Raw genomic sequence first — 20435 nt, forward strand, 5'->3', positions numbered from 1 at the left:
GCCATGCGGCCAGCGCCCCGGCCCGATGGAATGACCACACCCGACACGCCTGACGACCTCATCGAAACCGACGCAGTCGTCGTCGGTGCTGGGCCCGTCGGACTGTTCCAGGTCTTCGAGCTGGGCTTGCTGGAAATACGGGCGCACGTCATCGACGCGCTACCCTACCCCGGTGGCCAGCCTGTCGAGTTGTACCCCGACAAGCCCATCTACGACATTCCCGCCATTCCGGTTTGCACAGGCCAGGAGTTGGTTGACCGGTTGCTGGATCAGATCAAACCCTTCGGCGCCACCTTCCACCTCGGGCAGGAAGTCTCCACGGTACATCGGCAGCAAGATGGCCGCTTCCTTGTGGCCACCTCGAAGGGCACTCACTTTCTCACCCGAACGGTTTTCATTGCTGCGGGCGTGGGTGCGTTCCAGCCGCGCAAGCTCAATGTGGAAGGACTGGACCGCTTTGCGGACACCCAGCTGTTTTACCGGGTAAAGAACCCCGCCGACTTCGCAGACAAGCATCTCGTCATCGTGGGAGGCGGTGACTCGGCACTTGATTGGGCGTTGAACTTTGCGAAGCAAGGTCCGCACCGCGCCGCCAGCGTGATCCTGATCCACCGCCGCGACGGCTTCCAGGCCGCGTCCGCGAGCGTGGCGCGAATGCGCGAGCTCTGCGAGCGGCAGGAAATGCAATTCATCGTGGGCCAACCCAATGGCTTCGAAGAAGCCGACGGGCGCCTCAATGGATTGAAAGTGATGGGCCCCGATGCGGTGACGCGTGTGGTACCGCTGGACGCACTGCTCGTGTTCTTCGGCCTTTCACCCAAACTCGGCCCGATCGCTGACTGGGGTCTCGACATCGAGCGCAAGCAACTGGTCGTCGACACGGAGAAGTTCTCCACCAGCGTCCCCGGCATCTTCGCGGTAGGCGATATCAACACCTACCCCGGCAAGAAGAAGCTCATCCTTTCGGGCTTCCACGAATGCGCTCTCGCCGCTTTTGGCGCTGCACCATACGTCTTTCCCGACAAGACCGTGACGCTGCAGTACACCACCAGCAGCACCAAGCTGCACAAGGTGCTCGGCGTGGAGTCACCAACATCCGAATAGAGACACGAAACGTGGGCCTCAACAAATTTTGAGGAAAAGTCCGGGTGAGCAGAAAATCGCGACAAACGACGCTATAATTTGAGGCTGTTCCCTGATAGCTCAGTCGGTAGAGCGACGGACTGTTAATCCGCAGGTCCCTGGTTCGAGTCCAGGTCGGGGAGCCAGAATACGAAAGCCCTTCACTCACGTGAAGGGCTTTTTCTTTGGGTAGCCCTGTTCGCCGTCCAGGGCATGCCCGCCATCAAAGTTGCGCAGCGTGAATCAAGGCTTCACCGCAGACCAGATGGCATCCACGACCTGTTGGTAGTTTTCGACGATGGTCGGAGCCACTGCCCATGCCGAATCGAACTTGAAGTTGGCAGGTGGTTTTTCGCCGAAGAGCTCGATGTACTCGGCAACACCGGCGAGGAAATACCAGGATGCGCGACCATGCGGCGCCAAATCCGTGAAGAGCACGTTTGGCGGAATGGTGCCGACCGCCGTGTCGCGGTAGGCAACCAGCACGGCCTTGTTGATGTTGTGCAAACGGATGTCCAGCGCCGGGCGCGCCGCCTTCAAACGCGAAACCAGCAACTCCATCCACCGCTGATAGTCACCCAGGCCGTAGGCCACCCACTGCTTATAGCCCTCCGCAGACACGCTCGCAGGGTCGTCATTCTTACCCCCATGCCGGCCCAGTTGTGGCCAGCCCGCATACACGACGTAACGGCGGTTCTCACCTGGCGCATTGGCCTCCCAGGCATCGATCATCCGCAGCAGCACCGTTTCATAAGCGGCGCCCATGTTCGTGTTCCGGGACGGATCCGTGCCTTGCGCATCGAAGTTATCGGGAACGAACTCCACCACATTGATGGCACCCGCCCTTTTCCAGGAGGCGCTGTACCTGTCCAGATAGGGTGACCGGACCTCTTCGTGGGCGACATGGTTCTGCGGCGGTAAAGTCCACTGCGTGAAGAAGCCGAACTGCGCGGCCAGCGTGTACACGTTCCGTGGCTGCGATTGAGCGGTCATGCGAGCCACCCAGTTACCCACCCGCGTGCTCGAATTGCTTTCTTTCGCCGCATGATTGTGAAGGCTGTTGAAGTGCGAAAACACGTTCACTGTCTTCGGCTTCGCCTGAGCTTCAGGCTGCGCATGGGCCAACGACAAAGCGCTGCCCGCGAAAAGAACGATCGCCGAAGTCAACCAGGTCCGAATCCGTTTCATGCGTCCTCCGAGGTTTGACGCATCCTACACGGCCAGACCCGCGAGTCGATGAAGCCACACCCCCATCGGTTGGAACGATCATAGAATCCAGGCTCGCGCGCCAGTGGCGCCCCGCCTCATCTGATGGCCTTCTGCGGAAGGCCTTTTTGTTTCCGAGCCTGTCGAGTCATGCCTGGCAAACTGATCAAACCGTTCTTCTGGTTGTGCGTGGCCGTGCTGACCATCGCTTCCCTGGTCCCGGTGGCTTTGCTGCCGCCCCAGGCGTTCAACATCTGGGACAAAGCCCAGCACGCCCTGGGGTTCAGTTGGCTCGCCCTCTTTGGCCTGCTTTCCTACCCGCAAAGACCAGCCCGTGTAGCCTGGCTGCTGCTGGTCTATGGCGGAGCCATTGAACTCGCCCAGGCGGCCACTGGGTGGCGCTATGGCGAATGGGCCGATCTGGCAGCCGACGGCGTGGGCATCGCATTTGGCGCCATGGTCTGGTGGTTGCTTCGGGGGATCGTGCGCCGCACAGCTTGAATCTTCGAGGCCGCCGCGCACAATATCGGCATGTCACACAGTCCACCCAATCGAGCCTTGCCATGGCTCGAACCTGGCCAGGCCTTTCCGGCCGTGGAGACCGCATGGAGTGCCACGGACCCTGCGCCCGGGCTGCTGGCCGCTGGTGGCGTGCTCGATGTGCCCACCCTGGTGGCGGCCTATTCCCGAGGCATCTTCCCGTGGTACAGCGCGGGCCAACCCATCCTGTGGTGGAGCACAGACCCGCGCATGGTGCTCGAGACAGACCAGTTCCGCCTGCACCGCTCGCTTCGCAAGACTTTGACCCGGCTGCTGAGGGAGCAGCGCCTTGAAGTGCGCTTCGACCACGACTTCGAGCGGGTGATCCGGGCTTGTGCGCACACCCCGCGCGATGGTCAGAACGGGACCTGGATCCTGCCAGCGATGGTCGAAGCCTACGTCCGGCTGCACCAGAGCGGTCTGGCCCACAGCGTGGAAACGTGGATTGATGGCGAGCTGGCCGGGGGCTTGTATTGCGTCAACCTGGGTGCGATGGTGTACGGCGAGTCCATGTTCAGCCGGCAAAGTGATGCGTCCAAGCTCGCGCTGGCCGCTCTGGTCGCCTTTTGCCGGGCCCACGCCATGCCACTGATCGATTGCCAGCAAAACACCGCGCACCTGGCCTCGCTCGGCGGGCAGCTCATGCCACGCGACGCATTCTGCCGACACGTGCGAATGGCACTGTCACACCCCACTCCGCACTGGGAGTTTCAACCCGTATACTGGCAAAACATCCTCTCTGACGACGGTCGTAGCGCGTGACCCATCTCAAAGAACTCCCGCTCCAGGCGCTGCAGTTTTACGCCACGGCACCCTATCCTTGCAGCTACCTGCCCGACCGGCAGGCCCGCTCGCAGGTCGCCACGCCCAGCCACCTCATCCACAACGACGCTTATTCGGATCTGGTCACGCACGGCTTTCGCCGCAGCGGCATGTTCACCTACCGACCGTATTGCGACGGCTGTCAGGCCTGCGTACCGCTGCGCGTGCCTGTTGCGTCGTTCAAACCCAGCCGGAGCCAACGCCGGTCCATGAAGCAGCACAGCATGCTGCAGACGCGCGTGCTCAAGCTGTGTTTCCTGCCTGAGCACTACCAGCTCTACCTGCGCTATCAGAACAGCCGGCATGCGGGGGGCGGAATGGACCATGACAGCATCGATCAGTACACGCAGTTTCTGCTGCAGAGCCGCGTCAATTCGCGACTGGTCGAGTTTCACCAGCCGTCCGGCGATGGGGGCGCACCCAAGCTCAAGATGGTGTCCATCGTCGATGTGCTCAATGATGGCCTTTCGGCCGTGTATACCTTCTACGAACCGGATGAGAAGGCGAGCTACGGCACGTACAGTGTGCTGTGGCAGATCGAACAGGCGAGAACCCTGGAACTGCCGCATGTGTACCTGGGCTACTGGATCGGACAGAGCAGCAAGATGAATTACAAAGCCAGCTTCCGCCCACACGAGCTGCTGCACAACGGTCAGTGGGACCGGCTGGACTGAGTGTCCTGGCCTGACCCGCCCGCTCTGATGAGAGGATGTCGGAGGTCTATCGCCGGTTTGAGGAAGTGGATTTCATCTTGTAAAATGAGCCGCAACCTCCGGCCCACCTCATGACCAAACGCTCCGAGACCCTTCCCAGCACGCCCACCGTTCAGGTAATCGAACGTATGTTCAATCTACTGGAGGTACTGGCTTCCCGCGAAGAACCGGTGTCCCTGAAGGAAATCAGCGAGAAAACCGGCCTGCATCCCTCCACCGCCCACCGCATCCTCAACGACCTCACCATTGGCCGTTTCGTCGACCGCCCCGAGGCTGGCAGCTACCGCCTCGGCATGCGTTTGCTGGAGCTCGGCAACCTCGTCAAGGCCCGGCTGAGTGTGCGTGATGCCGCTCTGCTGCCCATGAGGGAACTGCACAAGCTGATCCAGCAGCCGGTGAACCTCAGCGTGCGCCAGGGCGACGAGATCGTGTACGTGGAACGCGCCTACAGTGAACGCTCAGGCATGCAGGTCGTTCGAGCCATCGGTGGCCGGGCGCCGCTGCATCTCACCTCTGTCGGCAAGCTGTTCCTGGCCGATGACGAGCCCCAGCGCGTGCGTGCCTATGCCACCCGCACGGGGCTGGCGGGCAACACACGCAACAGCCTTACCCAGCTTGCCACCCTCGAGCGTGAACTGGCGCAATGCCGCCAGGCTGGCGTGGCGCGGGACAACGAGGAGCTTGAACTGGGTGTTCGATGCATGGCCGCGGGCATCTACGACGACCAGAACAAACTGGTGGCAGGCCTGTCGATCTCCGCGCCCGCAGACCGCATCGATGAGAGCTGGCTTCCCAAACTGCGTGTCACCGCGGCGGAAATTTCCTCAGCCCTGGGATGCCCCAAGGCCTCGACCCAGGCTCAGTCCCGTTGAACGACTGAGCGAGCCCCAATGCAAAACGGCCCTGAAGGGCCGTTTTGCATTGGGGAATCAACAAGGCTCAGCCTTGCGGGCGGGCAACGACGCGCATGTCGGTCTGTACTTCCACCCAGCGCCTCACGCGCTCTGCGTCCTGCATGCGTCCCACCTTGCCAGTGGCATCCAGGAACACCATGATCAACTGACGCCCGGCCACCTTGGCCTGCATCACCAGGCAGCGGCCGGCTTCCGAGATGTAGCCCGTCTTCTGCAGACCGATGTCCCATGCCGGATTCTTGATCAGGCCGTTCGAGTTGTTGTAGTGCAGCGTGCGACGCCCGAGATCCACCTCATAACTGGGCGACGTGGACAGGTTGCGCAGGATCGGACGCTGATAGGCCACCGACACCAGCGTCGCCAGATCGCGCGCACTGGATTGGTTGGCGCTGGACAAGCCGGTGGGCTCCACATAGCGCGTGTCGCTCATGCCCAGCTCGCTGGCCTTGCGGTTCATGAGTCGGACAAACTCCGTGAGGCCGCCTGGATAGGTGCGGCCCAATGCGTGTGCGGCCCGGTTCTCGCTGGACATGAGCGCAAGATGCATCAACTCACCCCGGCTCAACGTGGTACCCACGGCAAGGCGCGAGCTGCTTCCCTTGTACGTGTCGACATCGTCCTGGGTGATCGTGATCATCTCTTGCATGTTGAGATGAGCGTCGGCCACCACCAGCCCGGTCATGAGCTTCGTCAGCGAAGCGATGGGCAGTACCGCTGCATCGTTCTTGCTGAAGAGCACTTCATTGGTCTCCTGGTCGATCACCAGAGCCACGGTCGAGTTGAATTCGAGGGGATCGTCCATAGAGCGCAAACCGAGGCGCGATCCTTCGGAGAGGCGGGGTGCCACGGCAGCACGCATCACAGCCTGTGGCGCGGCAGGCTGGCGCTGCACAGCGACCTTGTGAAGCGAGGTCGACTTGCCAGCGGCCATCTGCACCTTCACACGGCCTTGCGGCTTGCTCGCCACCTTCACCGTCTTGCGGGCTGGCGCCTTCGCGACCTTCGACTGGGCCTTCCTGGTCGTGCTGGCAACGGTGCGCTTGGGCGCCTCTGCCTTGGCTTTCAGGGTGCTCTTGGTCGCCTTGTTGGTCTTCGCATTGGTAGCGGCTTGCACCGACACCGGCGAAGCCGAAATGGTCACCCAGCAGGCAATGGCTGCTACTACCAGGATTTTGCGAAAGCGATCGACCGCAATGACCATGACTCCACTCCAACAACAGGAACTGCGCAGGTGTGGAGTATAGGCATCCCGAAAAAAACTAGCAATATCAAAAGCTTGGGACACGGTCTTCAATGATCGGTGGAACAGATGCTACTTTTGGTCTCTTTTCTGCAGATCAGGAAGAAAAATTCATCAAGCCTTTGATTTCATTGAACTTTTATCCTTGGGCTGCAACACGGTCGGATTTGCTGTGAAGCTTGTTCAGTGCACTGAGATATGCCTTGGCCGAGGCCACCACGATGTCCGGGTCTGCGCCAACGCCATTGACCACGCGACCACTGTGCTGCAAGCGCACGGTCACCTCGCCCTGGCTCTCAGTCGAACCGCTCGTGATCGCGTTGACCGAATAGAGCACCAGCTCGGCGCCACTCTTCACATGGTTTTCGATGGCTTTCAATGAGGCATCCACGGGGCCGTTACCGTCGCTCTCGCCCTGGATTTCCTTGCCGTCGACCGTGAACACCACACTCGCGTGTGGACGCTCACCCGTTTCGCTGCGCTGGGAAAGCGACACCAGGCCGTACTGCTCCTTTTCTGCCGTGACGCTTTCGTCACTGCACAGCGCAAGAATGTCCTCATCGAAGATCTCGCTCTTGCGATCAGCCAGTTCCTTGAAGGCGGCGAAGGCGGTGTTGATTTCGCTTTCCGACTCCATCTCGATGCCGAGTTCCTGCAGCCGTTGCTTGAAGGCATTGCGGCCACTGAGCTTGCCCAGCACGATCTTGTTCGCGCTCCAGCCCACATCTTCGGCCCGCATGATCTCGTAAGTGTCACGGGCCTTGAGAACGCCATCCTGGTGGATGCCACTGGCGTGGGCGAAGGCATTGGCTCCCACCACTGCCTTGTTGGGCTGCACAACGAAACCGGTGGTCTGGCTCACCATTCGGCTCGCCGGTACGATCTGCGTGGCGTCCACGCCCACATCCAGGCCGAAATAGTCGCGGCGCGTGCGTACCGCCATCACGATCTCTTCGAGCGAGCAATTGCCTGCGCGCTCGCCCAGTCCGTTGATGGTGCACTCCACCTGCCTCGCCCCACCGATCTTCACGCCCGCCAGTGAGTTCGCCACGGCCATGCCCAGATCGTTGTGGCAATGCACCGACCAGATGGCCTTGTCGGAATTGGGAACGCGCTCACGCAGGGTGTGGATGAAGTTGCCATACAGCTCGGGGATGGCGTAACCCACCGTGTCGGGAATGTTGAGCGTCGTTGCGCCTTCCTTGATCACGGCCTCCAGCACGCGGCAGAGAAAGTCCACATCGCTGCGGTAGCCGTCTTCAGGGCTGAACTCGATGTCATCCACCAGATTGCGAGCGAAACGCACCGACTGCCTGGCCTGCTCCAGCACCTGCTCCGGTGTCATGCGCAGTTTTTTCTCCATGTGCAAGGCACTGGTGGCGATGAAGGTGTGGATGCGCGCCCGCTGCGCGCCCTGGAGAGCTTCGGCCGCGCGGGAAATGTCGCGATCGTTCGCACGGGCCAGCGAGCACACCGTGGAGTCCTTGATGGTGTTGGCAATCGCCTGCACGCAATCGAAGTCTCCGTTCGAGCTGGCGGCAAAACCAGCCTCGATGACATCGACCTTCAGGCGCTCCAGCTGGCGGGCAATGCGCAACTTCTCGTCCTTCGTCATGGAAGCGCCGGGCGATTGCTCGCCGTCGCGCAAGGTGGTATCAAAGATGATCAGTTTGTCGCTCATGGGAACTCCGTTGGGATTGTTCTTGTGGATGGGCACGTGGTCATACGGCCTGTGTTTCGATGTCTTGGGCCCGGGCCCTCACCACCCTGTGCAGGCCCGAAAGGATAGCCTTGAAAGAGGCAGAAACGATGTTCGCGTCGATACCCACGCCATACACCGTGCGCCGGTCATCGACCCGCATTTCGACGTAGGCCACCGCCCGCGCCTGTGCGCCGGAGCCCATTGCATGTTCCTGGTAATCCAGCACCCGCACTTCGTGGCTGTGCGCCGCATTCAGGCCATTCACGAAGGCGTCGATAGGCCCATTGCCCTGCCCGTCCACGGCCACCGGCCGGCCACCAATGTGTACCTGAGCCGCCACCCTCACACGTTGGCCGGTCACATCCTCCATCACCGGCTGCAACGGTGTATTCACCTGGTCCAGCCCATACTCGCGCTGGAAAATGTCCCACAGATCCGCAGCCCCCAGTTCCTTGCCATGGGCATCCATCACCGCTTGCACCACCTGGCTGAATTCGATCTGCAGACGACGGGGCAACGCCAGACCGTATTCGCTTTCGAGCAGGTAGGCAATGCCTCCTTTGCCCGACTGGCTGTTGACGCGAATCACCGCTTCGTAACTGCGACCAAGGTCCTTGGGGTCCACGGGCAGATAGGGGATGTTCCAGAAATCCCCTTCACGACGCGCGGCAAACGCCTTGCGGATCGCGTCCTGATGTGACCCGGAGAAGGACGTGTACACAAGATCACCCACATAGGGGTGACGAGGATGCACCGGCAACTGGTTGCAGTGCTCCACCGTGCGACGGATCTCGTCGATATCGGAAAAGTCCAACCCGGGTGACACCCCTTGCGTGTAGAGGTTGAGAGCCACGTTGACGATATCCAGATTGCCTGTGCGCTCGCCATTGCCGAACAGGCAACCCTCGATGCGATCAGCGCCGGCCATCAAGGCAAATTCCCCTGCCGCCGTACCAGTGCCACGGTCATTGTGCGGATGCACAGACAACACGATCGCGTCACGCCGTTCGAGGTTGCGATGCATCCATTCGATCATGTCGGCAAAGATATTGGGCGTGCTGTGCTCCACCGTGGACGGCAGGTTGACGATGCACTTGCGTTCAGTGGTTGGCTGCCATACCGCTGTCACCGCATCGACGACGCGCTTCGAGAAGGCGAGCTCGGTGCCCGAAAACATCTCGGGCGAATATTGAAACGTCCAATCGGTAGCGGGTTGCTCCGCCGCCAATTCGTTGAAAAGGCGTGCATGGGAGGTGGCCAGTTCGACGATCTCGTCCTCGTCCATGCCGAGCACCACACGCCGCATGACCGGCGCCACCGCGTTGTACAGGTGCACGATGGCACGTGGTGCGCCTTCCAGAGCTTCAAACGTGCGGCGAATCAGTGGCTCACGGGCCTGTGTCAGCACCTGGATCGTGACGTCATCGGGAATGAGCCGTCCATCGATAAGGCGGCGCAGAAAATCGAACTCCGTCTGCGACGCCGACGGGAAACCGACCTCGATCTCCTTGAAACCAATCTGCACCAGCAGTTTGAACATGCGCAGTTTGCGTTCGACGTCCATCGGCTCGATCAGGGCCTGATTGCCGTCGCGCAAATCCGTGCTCAACCAGATGGGCGCCCGGGTGATGACCGCATCTGGCCAGGTTCGATCTTTGAGCCCGATTGGCTGAAAGGCGGGGTACTTGCTGGCAGGTTGTTTCAACATGGTGCTCTTTCGATGTTACTGAAACCCGCAGCCCCAAAAACAGAAACGGCCCGCTGCAGGTGCAAACGGGCCGTTTTGAATGGAATGCGCGTGCGCTACCAAGCCTGCCCGTGTCGGACATCCAGTAGTAGTGCAAAAGCGCGGAAAATCATGTGGACAACTGTAGCACAACCGGAATGGCGTGCAAACTCAGTCGTGGAGCCCGCGTTCGTCGGGTTCGTCGGTGGACGTGCTGATCACACTGGTGGGACGGCCTTTGGCCTTACGCCAGCAATAGACCCCGTATCCAGACAATCCATACACCACGAACAGCGCGAACAGAACGGTTGGCGGGTGGATATTGATGACCGCGATGGCCAGCGCGACCAGCACGATGGACGCAAACGGCACGCTCTTCTTCAGGCTGAGGTCCTTGAAGCTGTAGAACGGCACATTGGTCACCATCGTCAAGCCCGTGTAAAGCGTGATGACGAACATGGGCCAGGTCACGTCATGCGGCGGAACGCCCAACTCCGTCATGAGCCAGATGAAGCCGGCCACCAACGCCGCAGCCGCCGGAGACGGCAACCCCTGGAAGTAGCGCTTATCGACAACCCCGGTGTTGACGTTGAAGCGTGCCAGCCGAAGGGCCGCACAGGCGCAATACACGAATGCTGCGATCCAGCCCCAGCGGCCGAGGTCCTTGAGCGCCCACTCGTAAGCGATGAGTGCGGGTGCAGCACCGAAGGACACCATATCGGAGAGCGAATCCATCTGCTCACCAAACGCGCTTTGCGTGTTGGTGAGCCGTGCGACGCGGCCGTCCAGACTGTCCAGCACCATGGCAACGAAAATGCCCACGGTGGCCAGGTCGTAGCGCCCATTCATGGCCATGACCACGGAATAGAAGCCGCCGAACAAGGCGGCGAGCGTGATCATGTTAGGCACCATGTAGATGCCCTTGGGGCGCCTCGGGCGTTCTTCAATGGGCGTCATAGTGGGTTCTGTTCCATCGTGCATTGGGGCCTCCATGCAACTTAGCACCAACCTGACCACGGTCCCGGCGGCAGCGTTCTGCACAGAATGCCGCAGTGTAAAGCAGTGTGTCTGTAGGAAAAGACGACAAAGGCCACCGAAGTGGCCTTTGTCGTCCGTCACGCTCCTTCCGGGAGCGCGCGATCAGTTGCGGCTCTGGTCCACCAGCTTGTTCTTGGCGATCCAGGGCATCATGGCGCGCAGCTGGGCACCCACCACCTCGATGCTGTGGTCAGCCGTGTTGCGGCGGCGTGCCGTCATCGACGGGTAGTTCAGGCGACCTTCCTGGATGAACATCTTGGCATAGTCACCATTCTGGATGCGCTTGAGCGCATTGCGCATGGCCACCCGCGACTGCTCGTTGATGACCTCCGGGCCGGTCACATACTCGCCGAACTCGGCGTTGTTCGAGATCGAGTAGTTCATGTTGGCAATGCCGCCTTCGTAGATCAGGTCCACGATGAGCTTGAGCTCGTGCAGGCACTCGAAATAGGCCATCTCGGGCGCATAGCCAGCTTCCACCAGCGTTTCGTAGCCCATCTTGATCAGCTCGACCGCACCACCGCACAGCACGGCCTGCTCGCCGAACAGATCGGTTTCGGTCTCTTCCTTGAAGTTGGTTTCGATGATGCCGGCCTTGCCGCCACCATTGGCCATGGCGTAGGAAAGGGCCAGGTCACGCGCCTTGCCACTCTTGTCCTGATGCACGGCCACCAGATGCGGCACGCCGCCGCCCTGGGCGTAGGTGCTGCGCACGGTGTGGCCGGGTGCCTTGGGAGCAACCATCCACACGTCCAGATCGGCGCGGGGCACGACCTGGTTGTAGTGCACGTTGAAACCGTGAGCAAACGCCAGCGAAGCACCTTGCTTGATGTTCGGTGCGACGTTGTTGTTGTACACCTCGGCGATCTGCTCGTCTGGGAGCAGGATCATGACAACGTCAGCCGCCTTCACGGCTTCGTTGACTTCCAGCACGTTCAGGCCCGCCTTGCCGACCTTGTCCCAGGATGCTCCACCCTTGCGCAGGCCGACCACGACCTTCACGCCGCTGTCGTTGAGGTTTTGTGCGTGAGCGTGGCCCTGGCTGCCGTAGCCGATGATGGCGACGGTCTTGCCCTTGATCAGGGACAGGTCACAGTCTTTGTCGTAGAAAACTTTCATCTGATTGCTCCAGTTGGATGTGATGGTTGTGCCGTTCCTCGCGAGCCTGTCGAAGGGCTCTCGGTACCCTGACCGGCAATGGATACCAGGCAGGGCTTCGACAGGCTCAGCGTGAACGGGCAGAAGGCTGAGCCCCGAAAAATTCAGACGCGCAGGATTCTCTCACCCCGGCCGATACCGCTGGCGCCGGTGCGCACGGTTTCCAGAATGGCGGAGCGATCGATCGCAACCAGGAAAGCGTCGTTCTTGCTCTGGTCGCCCGTGAGCTCGATGGTGTAGCTCTTCTCCGTCACGTCGATGATGCGTCCACGAAAGATGTCGGCCATGCGCTTCATCTCCTCGCGCTCCTTGCCGACTGCCCGCACCTTCACCATCATGAGCTCGCGCTCGGTGTAAGCCCCTTCGGTGAGGTCCACCACCTTGACGACCTCGATCAGGCGGTTGAGATGCTTGGTGATCTGCTCAATCACGTCGTCCGACCCCGTCGTCTGGATCGTCATGCGCGACAGGCTGGGGTCCTCGGTGGGAGCCACCGTGAGGGATTCGATGTTGTATCCACGGGCGGAAAACAGGCCCACCACGCGGGACAGGGCGCCAGGCTCGTTCTCGAGCAGGACAGCGATGATGTGTTTCATGTGCGATTCCTCTTTTCGCCGCCCTCCCCTGCGCACGGTAATGCGCAGGCTCGGCGGACAATAGATTCGTCTGGGGGATGGAGCGCCGGACCGAAGCCCGTCACTCCGCTTGGGGAAGGTTTACAGGTCTTCGGAACCCAGCAGCATCTCGGTGATGCCCTTGCCGGCCTGGACCATCGGGAACACGTTCTCGGTGGGGTCGGTGCGGAAGTCCATGAAGACGGTACGGTCCTTGAGCTTGCGTGCCTCGCGCAGGGCCGGCTCCACGTCCTGCGGCCGCTCGATCAGCATGCCCACGTGGCCATAGGCCTCGGCCAGCTTCACGAAGTTGGGCAGCGCGTCCATGTAGCTGTGGCTGTAGCGGCCTTCGTAGTCGATCTCCTGCCACTGGCGCACCATGCCGAGGTAACGGTTGTTCAGCGAGCAGATCTTGATCGGGGTGTTGTACTGCAGGCAGGTCGACAACTCCTGGATATTCATCTGCACCGAGCCTTCGCCGGTGATGGTGAACACCTCAGCGTCTGGCCTGGCCAGCTTGATGCCCATGGCGTAGGGAATACCCACGCCCATGGTGCCCAGACCGCCGGAATTGATCCAGCGGCGCGGCTGGTCGAAACGGTAGTACTGCGCGGCCCACATCTGGTGCTGACCCACATCGGAGGTGATGTACGCATCCGAATCCCTGGTCATGTTCCACAGCGTCTCGACGACATACTGGGGCTTGATGACCTCGGTGTTGTCACGGTCGTACTTGAGGCAGTCGCGCGAGCGCCAGGTTTCGATGGTCTTCCACCATTCGCCCAGTGATTTTTCATCTGGCCGGCCACCGTTATCACGCAGCATGTTCACCAACTCGGTCAGTACGTCTTTGACATCACCGACGATCGGCACATCGACCTTGACCCGCTTGGAGATGCTCGACGGGTCGATGTCGATGTGGATGATCTTGCGCTCGTTCTGCGCGAAGTGCTTGGGGTTGCCGATGACGCGGTCATCGAATCGCGCCCCCACAGCCAGCAGCACGTCGCAGTTCTGCATGGCATTGTTGGCTTCCACCGTGCCGTGCATGCCCAGCATGCCGAGGAACTTGCGGTCGGAGGCAGGATAGGCACCCAGGCCCATCAGCGTGTTGGTGACGGGGTAACCCAGCAGGTCGACCAGTGCGCGCAATTCGTTGGTGGCGTTGCCCAGCAGCACACCACCACCGGTATAGATGTAAGGGCGCTTGGCTGCCAGCAACAGCTGCAAGGCCTTGCGGATCTGTCCACCGTGGCCCTTGCGAACCGGGTTGTAGGAACGCATTTCCACCGACTCTGGATAGCCGTGGTAAGGCACCTTGTTGAATGACACGTCCTTCGGGATATCCACCACCACAGGGCCCGGCCGGCCACTGCGCGCAATATGGAAGGCTTTCTTCATCACCATGGCCATGTCGCGCGCATCCTTGACCAGGAAGTTGTGCTTGACGATCGGGCGCGTGATACCGACGGTGTCGCATTCCTGGAAGGCATCCAGACCGATCGCGGCCGTGGGCACCTGGCCAGAGATGATCACCATCGGGATCGAATCCATGTAGGCGGTGGCGATGCCGGTCACAGCATTGGTGAGACCGGGCCCCGAGGTGACCAGGGCGACGCCGACGTCACCCGTGGCACGGGCGTAGCCATCTGCGGCGTGCACGGCGGCCTGTTCATGGCGCACCAGCACATGCTGGATGGTGTCCTGCTTGTAGAAAGCGTCGTAGATGTGCAGCACGGCTCCACCCGGGTAACCCCAGATGTATTTCACGCTCTCGGCCTGAAGGGCCTTGACGAGGATTTCTGCGCCGCGGAGGTCTTGAGAAGCTGCGCCAGAGGCGGCGGCAGCCGAGGCCAGTTCGGCCTTGCTGATTTCCATGATGAACCTTTCGAGAATTTCTCTGACGAAAAACCTTGGGTGCCTCTTGACCAACTCTTGTGGAGCGGTTTCGAGACTTGAGACCAATGGCCATGAGCGGGCACATACCCCGCCGAACCCTGATCCGTTTGCCTTGTTTTGAACTGCAGCTGGCATTATCGCACTGCAACAAGAGGATTTTGGCCGATCTGCCTGGGATCGACTGAAAAAGGAGGTCTCAAGTGCGGCAATGCGACAATTCCCGCTGCTCCTTGCAGCCCGACCGACCGTCCCAGTCCTTTACATGTCCGTGCCCACGCCTTCTTCGATCTCCAGCGAAACTCCTGACAAACCCGGGCTGACTGCACCCTCGCTGCGCCGCCGCATGGCTTGCTGGCTTTATGAAGGCATGCTGATGTTCGGCGTCGTCTTCATCGCGGGGTACCTGTTCTCTACCTTGACGCAAACCCGGCATGCCCTGGACAACCGCCATCTGCAGCAGGGCTTTCTCTTCGTGGTGTTCGGCATCTACTTCACATGGTTCTGGGCCAAAGGCCAGACCCTGGCCATGAAAACCTGGCACATCCGCGTCGTCGACCGCCAAGGCCATGCGCTCTCGCAACCCCGTGCCTTGCTAAGGTATCTGCTGTCCTGGCTCTGGCTGCTGCCTCCACTGGCCGTCTCTGGTCTAGTGGGACTGCCCGGCGGTGAGTTGACGGTGCTGCTGTTCGGCTGGATCGCCATCTGGGCACTGCTGTCGCGCTTCCACCCCGAACGCCAGTTCCTGCACGACGCCCTGGCAGGCACCCGACTCGTTCACCAGGCGCCGGCTCCCAAAGCGCCCCGCAAGTAACCGCACCCGCACCATGAACGAGCAAGAACCCGTCGACGCGCAGAAGCGCCGCACCGGCCTCAATCGCATGGCACATGCGTTCGGCTATTCCCTTGCCGGGCTTCGCGCTGGTTGGGGCGAGACCGCATTCCGGCAAGAGGCTCTGGCGGCCATGGTGCTGATTCCGGCCGCTTTCTGGCTCGGCCAGAGCTGGCTCGAGACCGCCTTGCTGGTTGCTTCGGTGATCCTGGTCATGGTGGTGGAGCTCCTGAACACCGGCATCGAAACCGCCATCGACCGCATCGGCCCTGAATGGCACGATCTTTCCAAGCGCGCCAAGGACATGGGCAGCGCCGCTGTGCTGCTCAGCCTCGTGCTGTGCGCTGGCATCTGGGCTGCGGCCCTCTGGGCCCGATGGGCTTGAAACCTTTCTGAAGAATCCCCATGACATCCCCGACTTTTTCCCTGTGCGTCTACTGCGGCTCCCGGCCGGGCGTTCATCCTGAATTCTCGGAGACGGCCCGTTCGGTAGGCGAATGGATCGGCAGCCGTGGCGGCCAGCTGGTCTATGGCGGTGGCCGCAATGGCTTGATGGGCATCGTTGCCGAAGCCACCCTGGCCGCTGGCGGCCGCGTGGTCGGCATCATCCCCAAGGCGCTGGTGGAGAAGGAGTGGGCGCACCGTGGATGCACCGAACTGCATGTGGTAGACACCATGCACGAGCGCAAGCGCATGATGGCCGAGCGCGCCGACGCTTTCGTGGCCTTGCCGGGGGGCATCGGCACGTTCGAGGAATTCTTCGAGGTGTGGACGTGGCGCCAGCTCGGCTACCACGACAAACCGGTGGGACTGCTCAATGTGGCCGGCTACTACGACGGGCTCGAAACCTTCCTGCGCACAGGGGTCGAGCAGCAGTTCATGAACGCGTGGCAGATGGAGCTGATCCGCATCGGCCGCGATCCCGCCACCCTGCTGCCTGAACTGGTCCAGTCGGCCGGGCTGGCGCCCGAGCCACGCATCGAGGCGATCTGAGGCTGCGGTCTTACACCGCGGTTTCGTCTTCTTCGCCGGTGCGGATGCGCACCACGCGTTCGACCGATGTCACGAAGATCTTGCCATCGCCAATCTTGCCCGTGCGCGCGGCGCGGATGATGGCGTCCACGCAGCGGTCCACATCGTCGGTCTTGACGACGACCTCCACCTTCACCTTGGGCAGGAAGTCCACCACGTATTCCGCACCACGGTAAAGCTCGGTGTGCCCCTTCTGGCGGCCGAAGCCCTTCACCTCGGTCACGGTCAGGCCGGTCACGCCCTGTTCGGCCAAGGCCTCGCGAACCTCCTCGAGCTTGAACGGCTTGATGACGGCGGTGATTTGTTTCATTCGGGTCTCCGGGTAGCAATACGTGGAATGGGGTCTGGATTCATTATGCCCAAGCCCCTCGAATCACGCCCGGTACCTGCTCGTGATGGGGTAGCGCCAGTCCTTGCCAAAGCTGCGATGCGTCACGCGGATACCCACCGGCGCCTGACGGCGCTTGTACTCATTGATCCTGATCAGGCGAACCACCTTGTCCACGTCGGTGCGTTCGAACCCTGCGGCCACAATGCTCTCGGGACTCTGATCGTTCTCCATGTAACGCTCGATGATCGCGTCCAGCACGGCGTATTCGGGCAGGCTGTCCTGGTCTTTCTGGTCAGGCCGCAGTTCGGCGCTGGGTGGACGCGTGATGATGCGCTCGGGGATCGGGTTGGTGCCGGTGCCGTAGGGGTCGTGTGCGTTGCGCCAGCGCGCCAGCTTGAACACCATGGTCTTGGCCACGTCCTTGATCACGGCGAAGCCCCCTGCCATGTCACCATACAGCGTGCAATAACCCGTGGCCATCTCGCTCTTGTTGCCCGTCGTCAGCACGATGCTGCCGAACTTGTTCGACAGCGCCATGAGCAGCGTGCCCCGGATGCGGGCCTGCAGGTTCTCTTCGGTGGTGTCCTCTGGCAAGCCGGCGAACTCGCCGGCCAGGCTGGCCTTGAAGGCTTCGAACTGGGGAGCGATGGCGATTTCGTCGTAGCGCACGCCCAGGCGTGTCGCCATATCGCGTGCGTCGATCCAGGAGATGTCTGCTGTGTATGGCGAGGGCATCATCACCGTGCGCACGCGGTCCTTGCCCAGGGCATCGACCGCAATGGCGAGGACCAATGCCGAATCGATGCCGCCCGACAACCCCAGGATCGCGCCCGGGAAACCGTTCTTGCCAAGGTAATCCCGCACACCCAGGACCAGCGCATGCCACAGATCGGCTTCCGGGCTGTGCGCCCGGTCGGTGTCGGCATCGATCTGCCAGCCCTTGCCCTGCCGGGTGAAAACCACGTCAAACAAGGTTTCTTCAAAGCTCACGGCGCGACCAGCCAGTGTGCCGTCAGCCGCCAGCACAAAGCTGCGTCCCTCAAACACGATCTCATCCTGCCCACCCACCAGGTGGGCATACAGCAAGGGCAGGCCCGTGGCGCTGACGCGTTCGCGCATGGTGGCTTCACGTTCCCCGCCCTTCCCCGCATGAAATGGTGAAGCGTTGATGACGGCCAGCAATTCAGCGCCCGCCGCCTTCGCGTCGGCGGCTGGCGCGTCGAACCAGGCGTCTTCGCAGATGAGCAGCCCCACGCGCACGCCTTCCACCTCGATCACGCAGGGCTGGTCGCCAGGTACGAAATAGCGGCGCTCATCGAACACCTGGTAGTTGGGCAGTTCTCGCTTGGCATAGGTATGGGTCACGTGGCCTTCGCTCAGCACGCTGGCCGCGTTGTACAGCCGGGCCACGGCCACACTGCGATCCCGGCGTTCCGCTGCGTTCGGGTGCGCACGCAGCGGATGTCCCACCACGATGTGCAGGCCTTTGAGGTGGGCCGTCCCGGTCGCGACCGCTTTGAGGGCATCATCACAGGCGTCGATGAAAGCCGGCCGCAGAAACAGATCCTCGGCGGCGTAACCGCAGAGGGCCAGTTCAGGGGTGAGCAACAGGCGCACACCACGGGCATGGGCCTGAATGGCAGCCTCGACAATTTTCCGGGCATTGCCCGCCATGTCACCCACCACGAAGTTGAGTTGGGCCACGCAAATGGAGAGAGTCATGGGGTCTGGAAACCTTGCAGGAAAGGCCGCGAACTGGCGGCCGGCGGGAGCCGTGCTTGTCTGAAATCGATTATGTCACCCGGGTCTTCTCGTCTCCGCTGGACATTCCCGCCGACGACTGGAACGCCCTGCTGGCGAACGGGGCAGATCCCAGCCCGTTCATGCGCCACGCGTACCTCGCGGCGCTTCACGAAAGCGGCTGCGCGCGTGAGCAGGCAGGCTGGCAACCCCGGTTCATCACACTGTGGCGGGGTGTGGAACTGCATGCAGCCTGTGCGATGTACCTCAAGAACCACTCGTATGGCGAATACGTGTTCGACTGGGCCTGGGCCAACGCTTATGCCCAGCACGGCCTGGACTACTACCCCAAGGCGCTGGTGGCGGTTCCCTTCACACCCGTGCCCGGGGCTCGCCTGCTGGCGCGCAACGACGCTGCACGCCGGGCATTGGTGAAAGCGCTGATCAACCACACCCAGGACGAGCAGCTGTCGTCCCTGCATCTGCTTTTCGCTCAACCGCAGGATGTTGACGCCTGCCACGCGGCCGGCATGCTCCTGCGGCACACCGTCCAGTTTCACTGGACCAACGCCGATGCGTCAGGCCAGCCCTATGAGGATTTTGGACACTTTCTCGCCAGCCTTCAGCAGGAAAAGCGCAAGAAAATCCGGCAGGAACGCCGCAAGGTGCAAGACGCCGGTGTCAAATTCCGGTGGTCGCGGGGCCCAGCCATTTCAAACGCCGACTGGGACTTTTTCTACCGTTGCTACGAGCGCACCTACCTCGAGCACGGCAATGCGCCCTACCTGAACCACGATTTCTTCCAGCGCATGGCTCGAACCATGCCAGAGCACTGGCTGCTCTTCGTGGCCGAGCGCGAGGGCCGCGCCATCGCCTGCAGCCTGATCGGCATCGATGACCACAGCCGCACCGCCTACGGGCGCTACTGGGGCGCGCTGGAACGGGTCGATTGTCTTCACTTCGAAGCCTGCTACTACCAGCCGTTGGACTGGTGCATCGCGCACGGTTTCCTGCGCTTCGAGGGTGGCGCCCAGGGTGAGCACAAGATGGCCCGCGCCCTGCTGCCGGTCAAGACGACCAGTGCCCACTGGCTGGCCCATCCTGCATTCGCCGATGCGGTCGAGCGGTTCCTGCAGAGAGAAGGCCAGGGGATCGGGCATTACCTCGATCACCTGGCCTTGCGAAACCCGCTCAAGGCTCAGCCTTGAGGGGAACAAGAAGAGAAAGGCCGATCAGGCCTGCTGCGACTTCTGGTAGTTGGCAATGCCGTCAAGGATTTCCTTGTGCGCGGCGTCCTTGCCTTCCCAACCCAGCACCTTCACCCATTTGCCGGGCTCCAGGTCCTTGTAGTGCTCGAAAAAGTGCTGGATGGTCTTCAGGCGCATCGGGTTCAGGTCTTCAGGCTTCTGCCATTGGGTATAGATCGACAGGATCTTGTCGGTCGGGACGGCCAGCACCTTGCCGTCTTCGCCTGCTTCGTCCTGCATCTTGAGGATGCCGATGGCGCGGCAGGGCACCACCACGCCGGGGATCAGTGGCACGGGGGTGATCACCAGCACATCGACCGGGTCGCCGTCGCCCGAGATCGTCTGGGGCACATAGCCGTAGTTGGTCGGGTAATGCATGGCCGTGCTCATGAAGCGGTCCACGAAGATCGCGCCAGTTTCCTTGTCCACCTCGTACTTGATCGGGTCGGCGTTCATCGGGATTTCGATGATCACGTTGAACGATTCGGGAACGTTTTTGCCAGGGGTGACGTTGTCAAGAGCCATGGTGATGAAAGGTTGGTTTGGAAACGTGGGAGCAGCC

20 protein-coding genes and 1 tRNA gene are annotated in these 20435 nt (G+C 61.5%); 10 read left to right on the top strand and 11 right to left on the bottom strand.

Annotation, left to right across the window (positions count from 1 at the left end; genetic code table 11):
* The first annotated feature begins 30 nt into the window (after nt 1-30).
* Nucleotides 31-1104: an NAD(P)/FAD-dependent oxidoreductase gene (locus J2X09_RS19185; RefSeq protein WP_310309045.1), complete on the top strand. Its 1074-nt coding sequence runs from the start codon at nt 31-33 to the stop codon at nt 1102-1104.
* A gap of 88 nt (nt 1105-1192) precedes the next feature.
* Nucleotides 1193-1268, top strand: a tRNA-Asn gene (locus tag J2X09_RS19190).
* Between the two features lie 97 nt (nt 1269-1365).
* Here the strand turns inward: J2X09_RS19190 and J2X09_RS19195 are convergent.
* On the bottom strand, nt 1366-2310 hold the full coding sequence (locus tag J2X09_RS19195; protein ID WP_204734879.1) for a hypothetical protein: 945 nt from the start codon (nt 2308-2310) through the stop codon (nt 1366-1368).
* 168 nt (nt 2311-2478) lie between these two features.
* Between J2X09_RS19195 and J2X09_RS19200 the strand changes: the two genes are divergently transcribed.
* The 4 genes from J2X09_RS19200 (at nt 2479) to J2X09_RS19215 (ending at nt 5275) form a co-directional block, all read left to right on the top strand.
* The gene (locus J2X09_RS19200; protein ID WP_204734880.1) at nt 2479-2829 is read left to right on the top strand and encodes a VanZ family protein; all 351 of its coding nucleotides are present in this window, start codon (nt 2479-2481) and stop codon (nt 2827-2829) included.
* A 30-nt stretch (nt 2830-2859) separates the two neighbouring features.
* Nucleotides 2860-3630: a leucyl/phenylalanyl-tRNA--protein transferase gene (gene aat / locus J2X09_RS19205; protein WP_204734881.1), complete on the top strand. Its 771-nt coding sequence runs from the start codon at nt 2860-2862 to the stop codon at nt 3628-3630.
* Nucleotides 3627-4364: an arginyltransferase gene (locus tag J2X09_RS19210; protein WP_204734882.1), complete on the top strand. Its 738-nt coding sequence runs from the start codon at nt 3627-3629 to the stop codon at nt 4362-4364. The genes aat and J2X09_RS19210 overlap by 4 nt, the downstream gene beginning before the upstream one ends.
* 110 nt (nt 4365-4474) lie before the next feature.
* Entirely contained in the window at nt 4475-5275 is an 801-nt protein-coding gene (locus tag J2X09_RS19215) for an IclR family transcriptional regulator (protein WP_204734883.1), read from the top strand.
* Between the two features lie 67 nt (nt 5276-5342).
* Here J2X09_RS19215 and J2X09_RS19220 read toward each other — a convergent pair whose 3' ends face one another.
* The 7 genes from J2X09_RS19220 to J2X09_RS19250 all read right to left on the bottom strand — a co-directional run bounded on the left by J2X09_RS19220 (nt 5343) and on the right by J2X09_RS19250 (nt 14673).
* Nucleotides 5343-6518, bottom strand: a complete 1176-nt coding sequence (locus J2X09_RS19220) for a serine hydrolase (protein WP_204734884.1) — start codon at nt 6516-6518, stop codon at nt 5343-5345.
* 178 nt (nt 6519-6696) lie between these two features.
* A complete protein-coding gene (locus J2X09_RS19225; RefSeq protein WP_204734885.1) occupies nt 6697-8238 on the bottom strand; it encodes a 2-isopropylmalate synthase in 1542 nt (513 codons plus the stop codon).
* 40 nt (nt 8239-8278) lie between these two features.
* Nucleotides 8279-9967, bottom strand: coding sequence for a 2-isopropylmalate synthase (gene leuA / locus J2X09_RS19230; RefSeq protein ID WP_204734886.1), 1689 nt, complete (start codon nt 9965-9967; stop codon nt 8279-8281).
* Between the two features lie 189 nt (nt 9968-10156).
* A complete protein-coding gene (gene pssA / locus J2X09_RS19235) occupies nt 10157-10966 on the bottom strand; it encodes a CDP-diacylglycerol--serine O-phosphatidyltransferase (protein WP_204734887.1) in 810 nt (269 codons plus the stop codon).
* A 159-nt stretch (nt 10967-11125) separates the two neighbouring features.
* Nucleotides 11126-12142, bottom strand: coding sequence for a ketol-acid reductoisomerase (gene ilvC, locus J2X09_RS19240; protein WP_204734888.1), 1017 nt, complete (start codon nt 12140-12142; stop codon nt 11126-11128).
* A gap of 143 nt (nt 12143-12285) precedes the next feature.
* Complete coding sequence (ilvN, locus tag J2X09_RS19245) at nt 12286-12777, bottom strand: acetolactate synthase small subunit (RefSeq protein WP_204734889.1); 492 nt, start codon at nt 12775-12777, stop codon at nt 12286-12288.
* 120 nt (nt 12778-12897) lie between these two features.
* A complete protein-coding gene (locus J2X09_RS19250; protein WP_204734890.1) occupies nt 12898-14673 on the bottom strand; it encodes an acetolactate synthase 3 catalytic subunit in 1776 nt (591 codons plus the stop codon).
* 283 nt (nt 14674-14956) lie between these two features.
* Here J2X09_RS19250 and J2X09_RS19255 point away from each other — a divergent pair, with 283 nt between their 5' ends.
* From J2X09_RS19255 to J2X09_RS19265, 3 genes are read left to right on the top strand one after another with little or no spacing between them, the layout of a single operon-like run.
* Nucleotides 14957-15505 carry an RDD family protein gene (locus J2X09_RS19255; RefSeq protein WP_204734891.1) on the top strand — a complete coding sequence of 183 codons (549 nt, stop codon included), beginning with the start codon at nt 14957-14959 and terminating at the stop codon, nt 15503-15505.
* A gap of 13 nt (nt 15506-15518) precedes the next feature.
* Nucleotides 15519-15908 carry a diacylglycerol kinase gene (locus J2X09_RS19260; protein WP_204734892.1) on the top strand — a complete coding sequence of 130 codons (390 nt, stop codon included), beginning with the start codon at nt 15519-15521 and terminating at the stop codon, nt 15906-15908.
* Between the two features lie 20 nt (nt 15909-15928).
* On the top strand, nt 15929-16516 hold the full coding sequence (locus J2X09_RS19265; protein ID WP_204734893.1) for an LOG family protein: 588 nt from the start codon (nt 15929-15931) through the stop codon (nt 16514-16516).
* Between the two features lie 10 nt (nt 16517-16526).
* Here the strand turns inward: J2X09_RS19265 and J2X09_RS19270 are convergent, their stop codons facing one another.
* Both J2X09_RS19270 and J2X09_RS19275 read right to left on the bottom strand, forming a co-directional pair.
* Complete coding sequence (locus J2X09_RS19270; protein ID WP_066265986.1) at nt 16527-16865, bottom strand: P-II family nitrogen regulator; 339 nt, start codon at nt 16863-16865, stop codon at nt 16527-16529.
* A 63-nt stretch (nt 16866-16928) separates the two neighbouring features.
* Nucleotides 16929-18608 (bottom strand): NAD+ synthase, encoded by a 1680-nt coding sequence (locus J2X09_RS19275; RefSeq protein ID WP_204734894.1) that lies wholly within the window; start codon nt 18606-18608, stop codon nt 16929-16931.
* 56 nt (nt 18609-18664) lie between these two features.
* On the opposite strand from J2X09_RS19275, the gene J2X09_RS19280 reads away from it, so the two are divergent.
* On the top strand, nt 18665-19834 hold the full coding sequence (locus J2X09_RS19280; protein WP_204734895.1) for a GNAT family N-acetyltransferase: 1170 nt from the start codon (nt 18665-18667) through the stop codon (nt 19832-19834).
* A gap of 24 nt (nt 19835-19858) precedes the next feature.
* On the opposite strand, the gene ppa is transcribed toward J2X09_RS19280, so the two are convergent.
* Nucleotides 19859-20398: an inorganic diphosphatase gene (ppa, locus tag J2X09_RS19285; RefSeq protein ID WP_204734896.1), complete on the bottom strand. Its 540-nt coding sequence runs from the start codon at nt 20396-20398 to the stop codon at nt 19859-19861.
* Between the last annotated feature and the right edge of the window lie 37 nt (nt 20399-20435).

The organism is Hydrogenophaga laconesensis, assembly GCF_031457235.1.
Taxonomy (GTDB): Bacteria; Pseudomonadota; Gammaproteobacteria; order Burkholderiales; family Burkholderiaceae_C; genus Hydrogenophaga; species Hydrogenophaga laconesensis.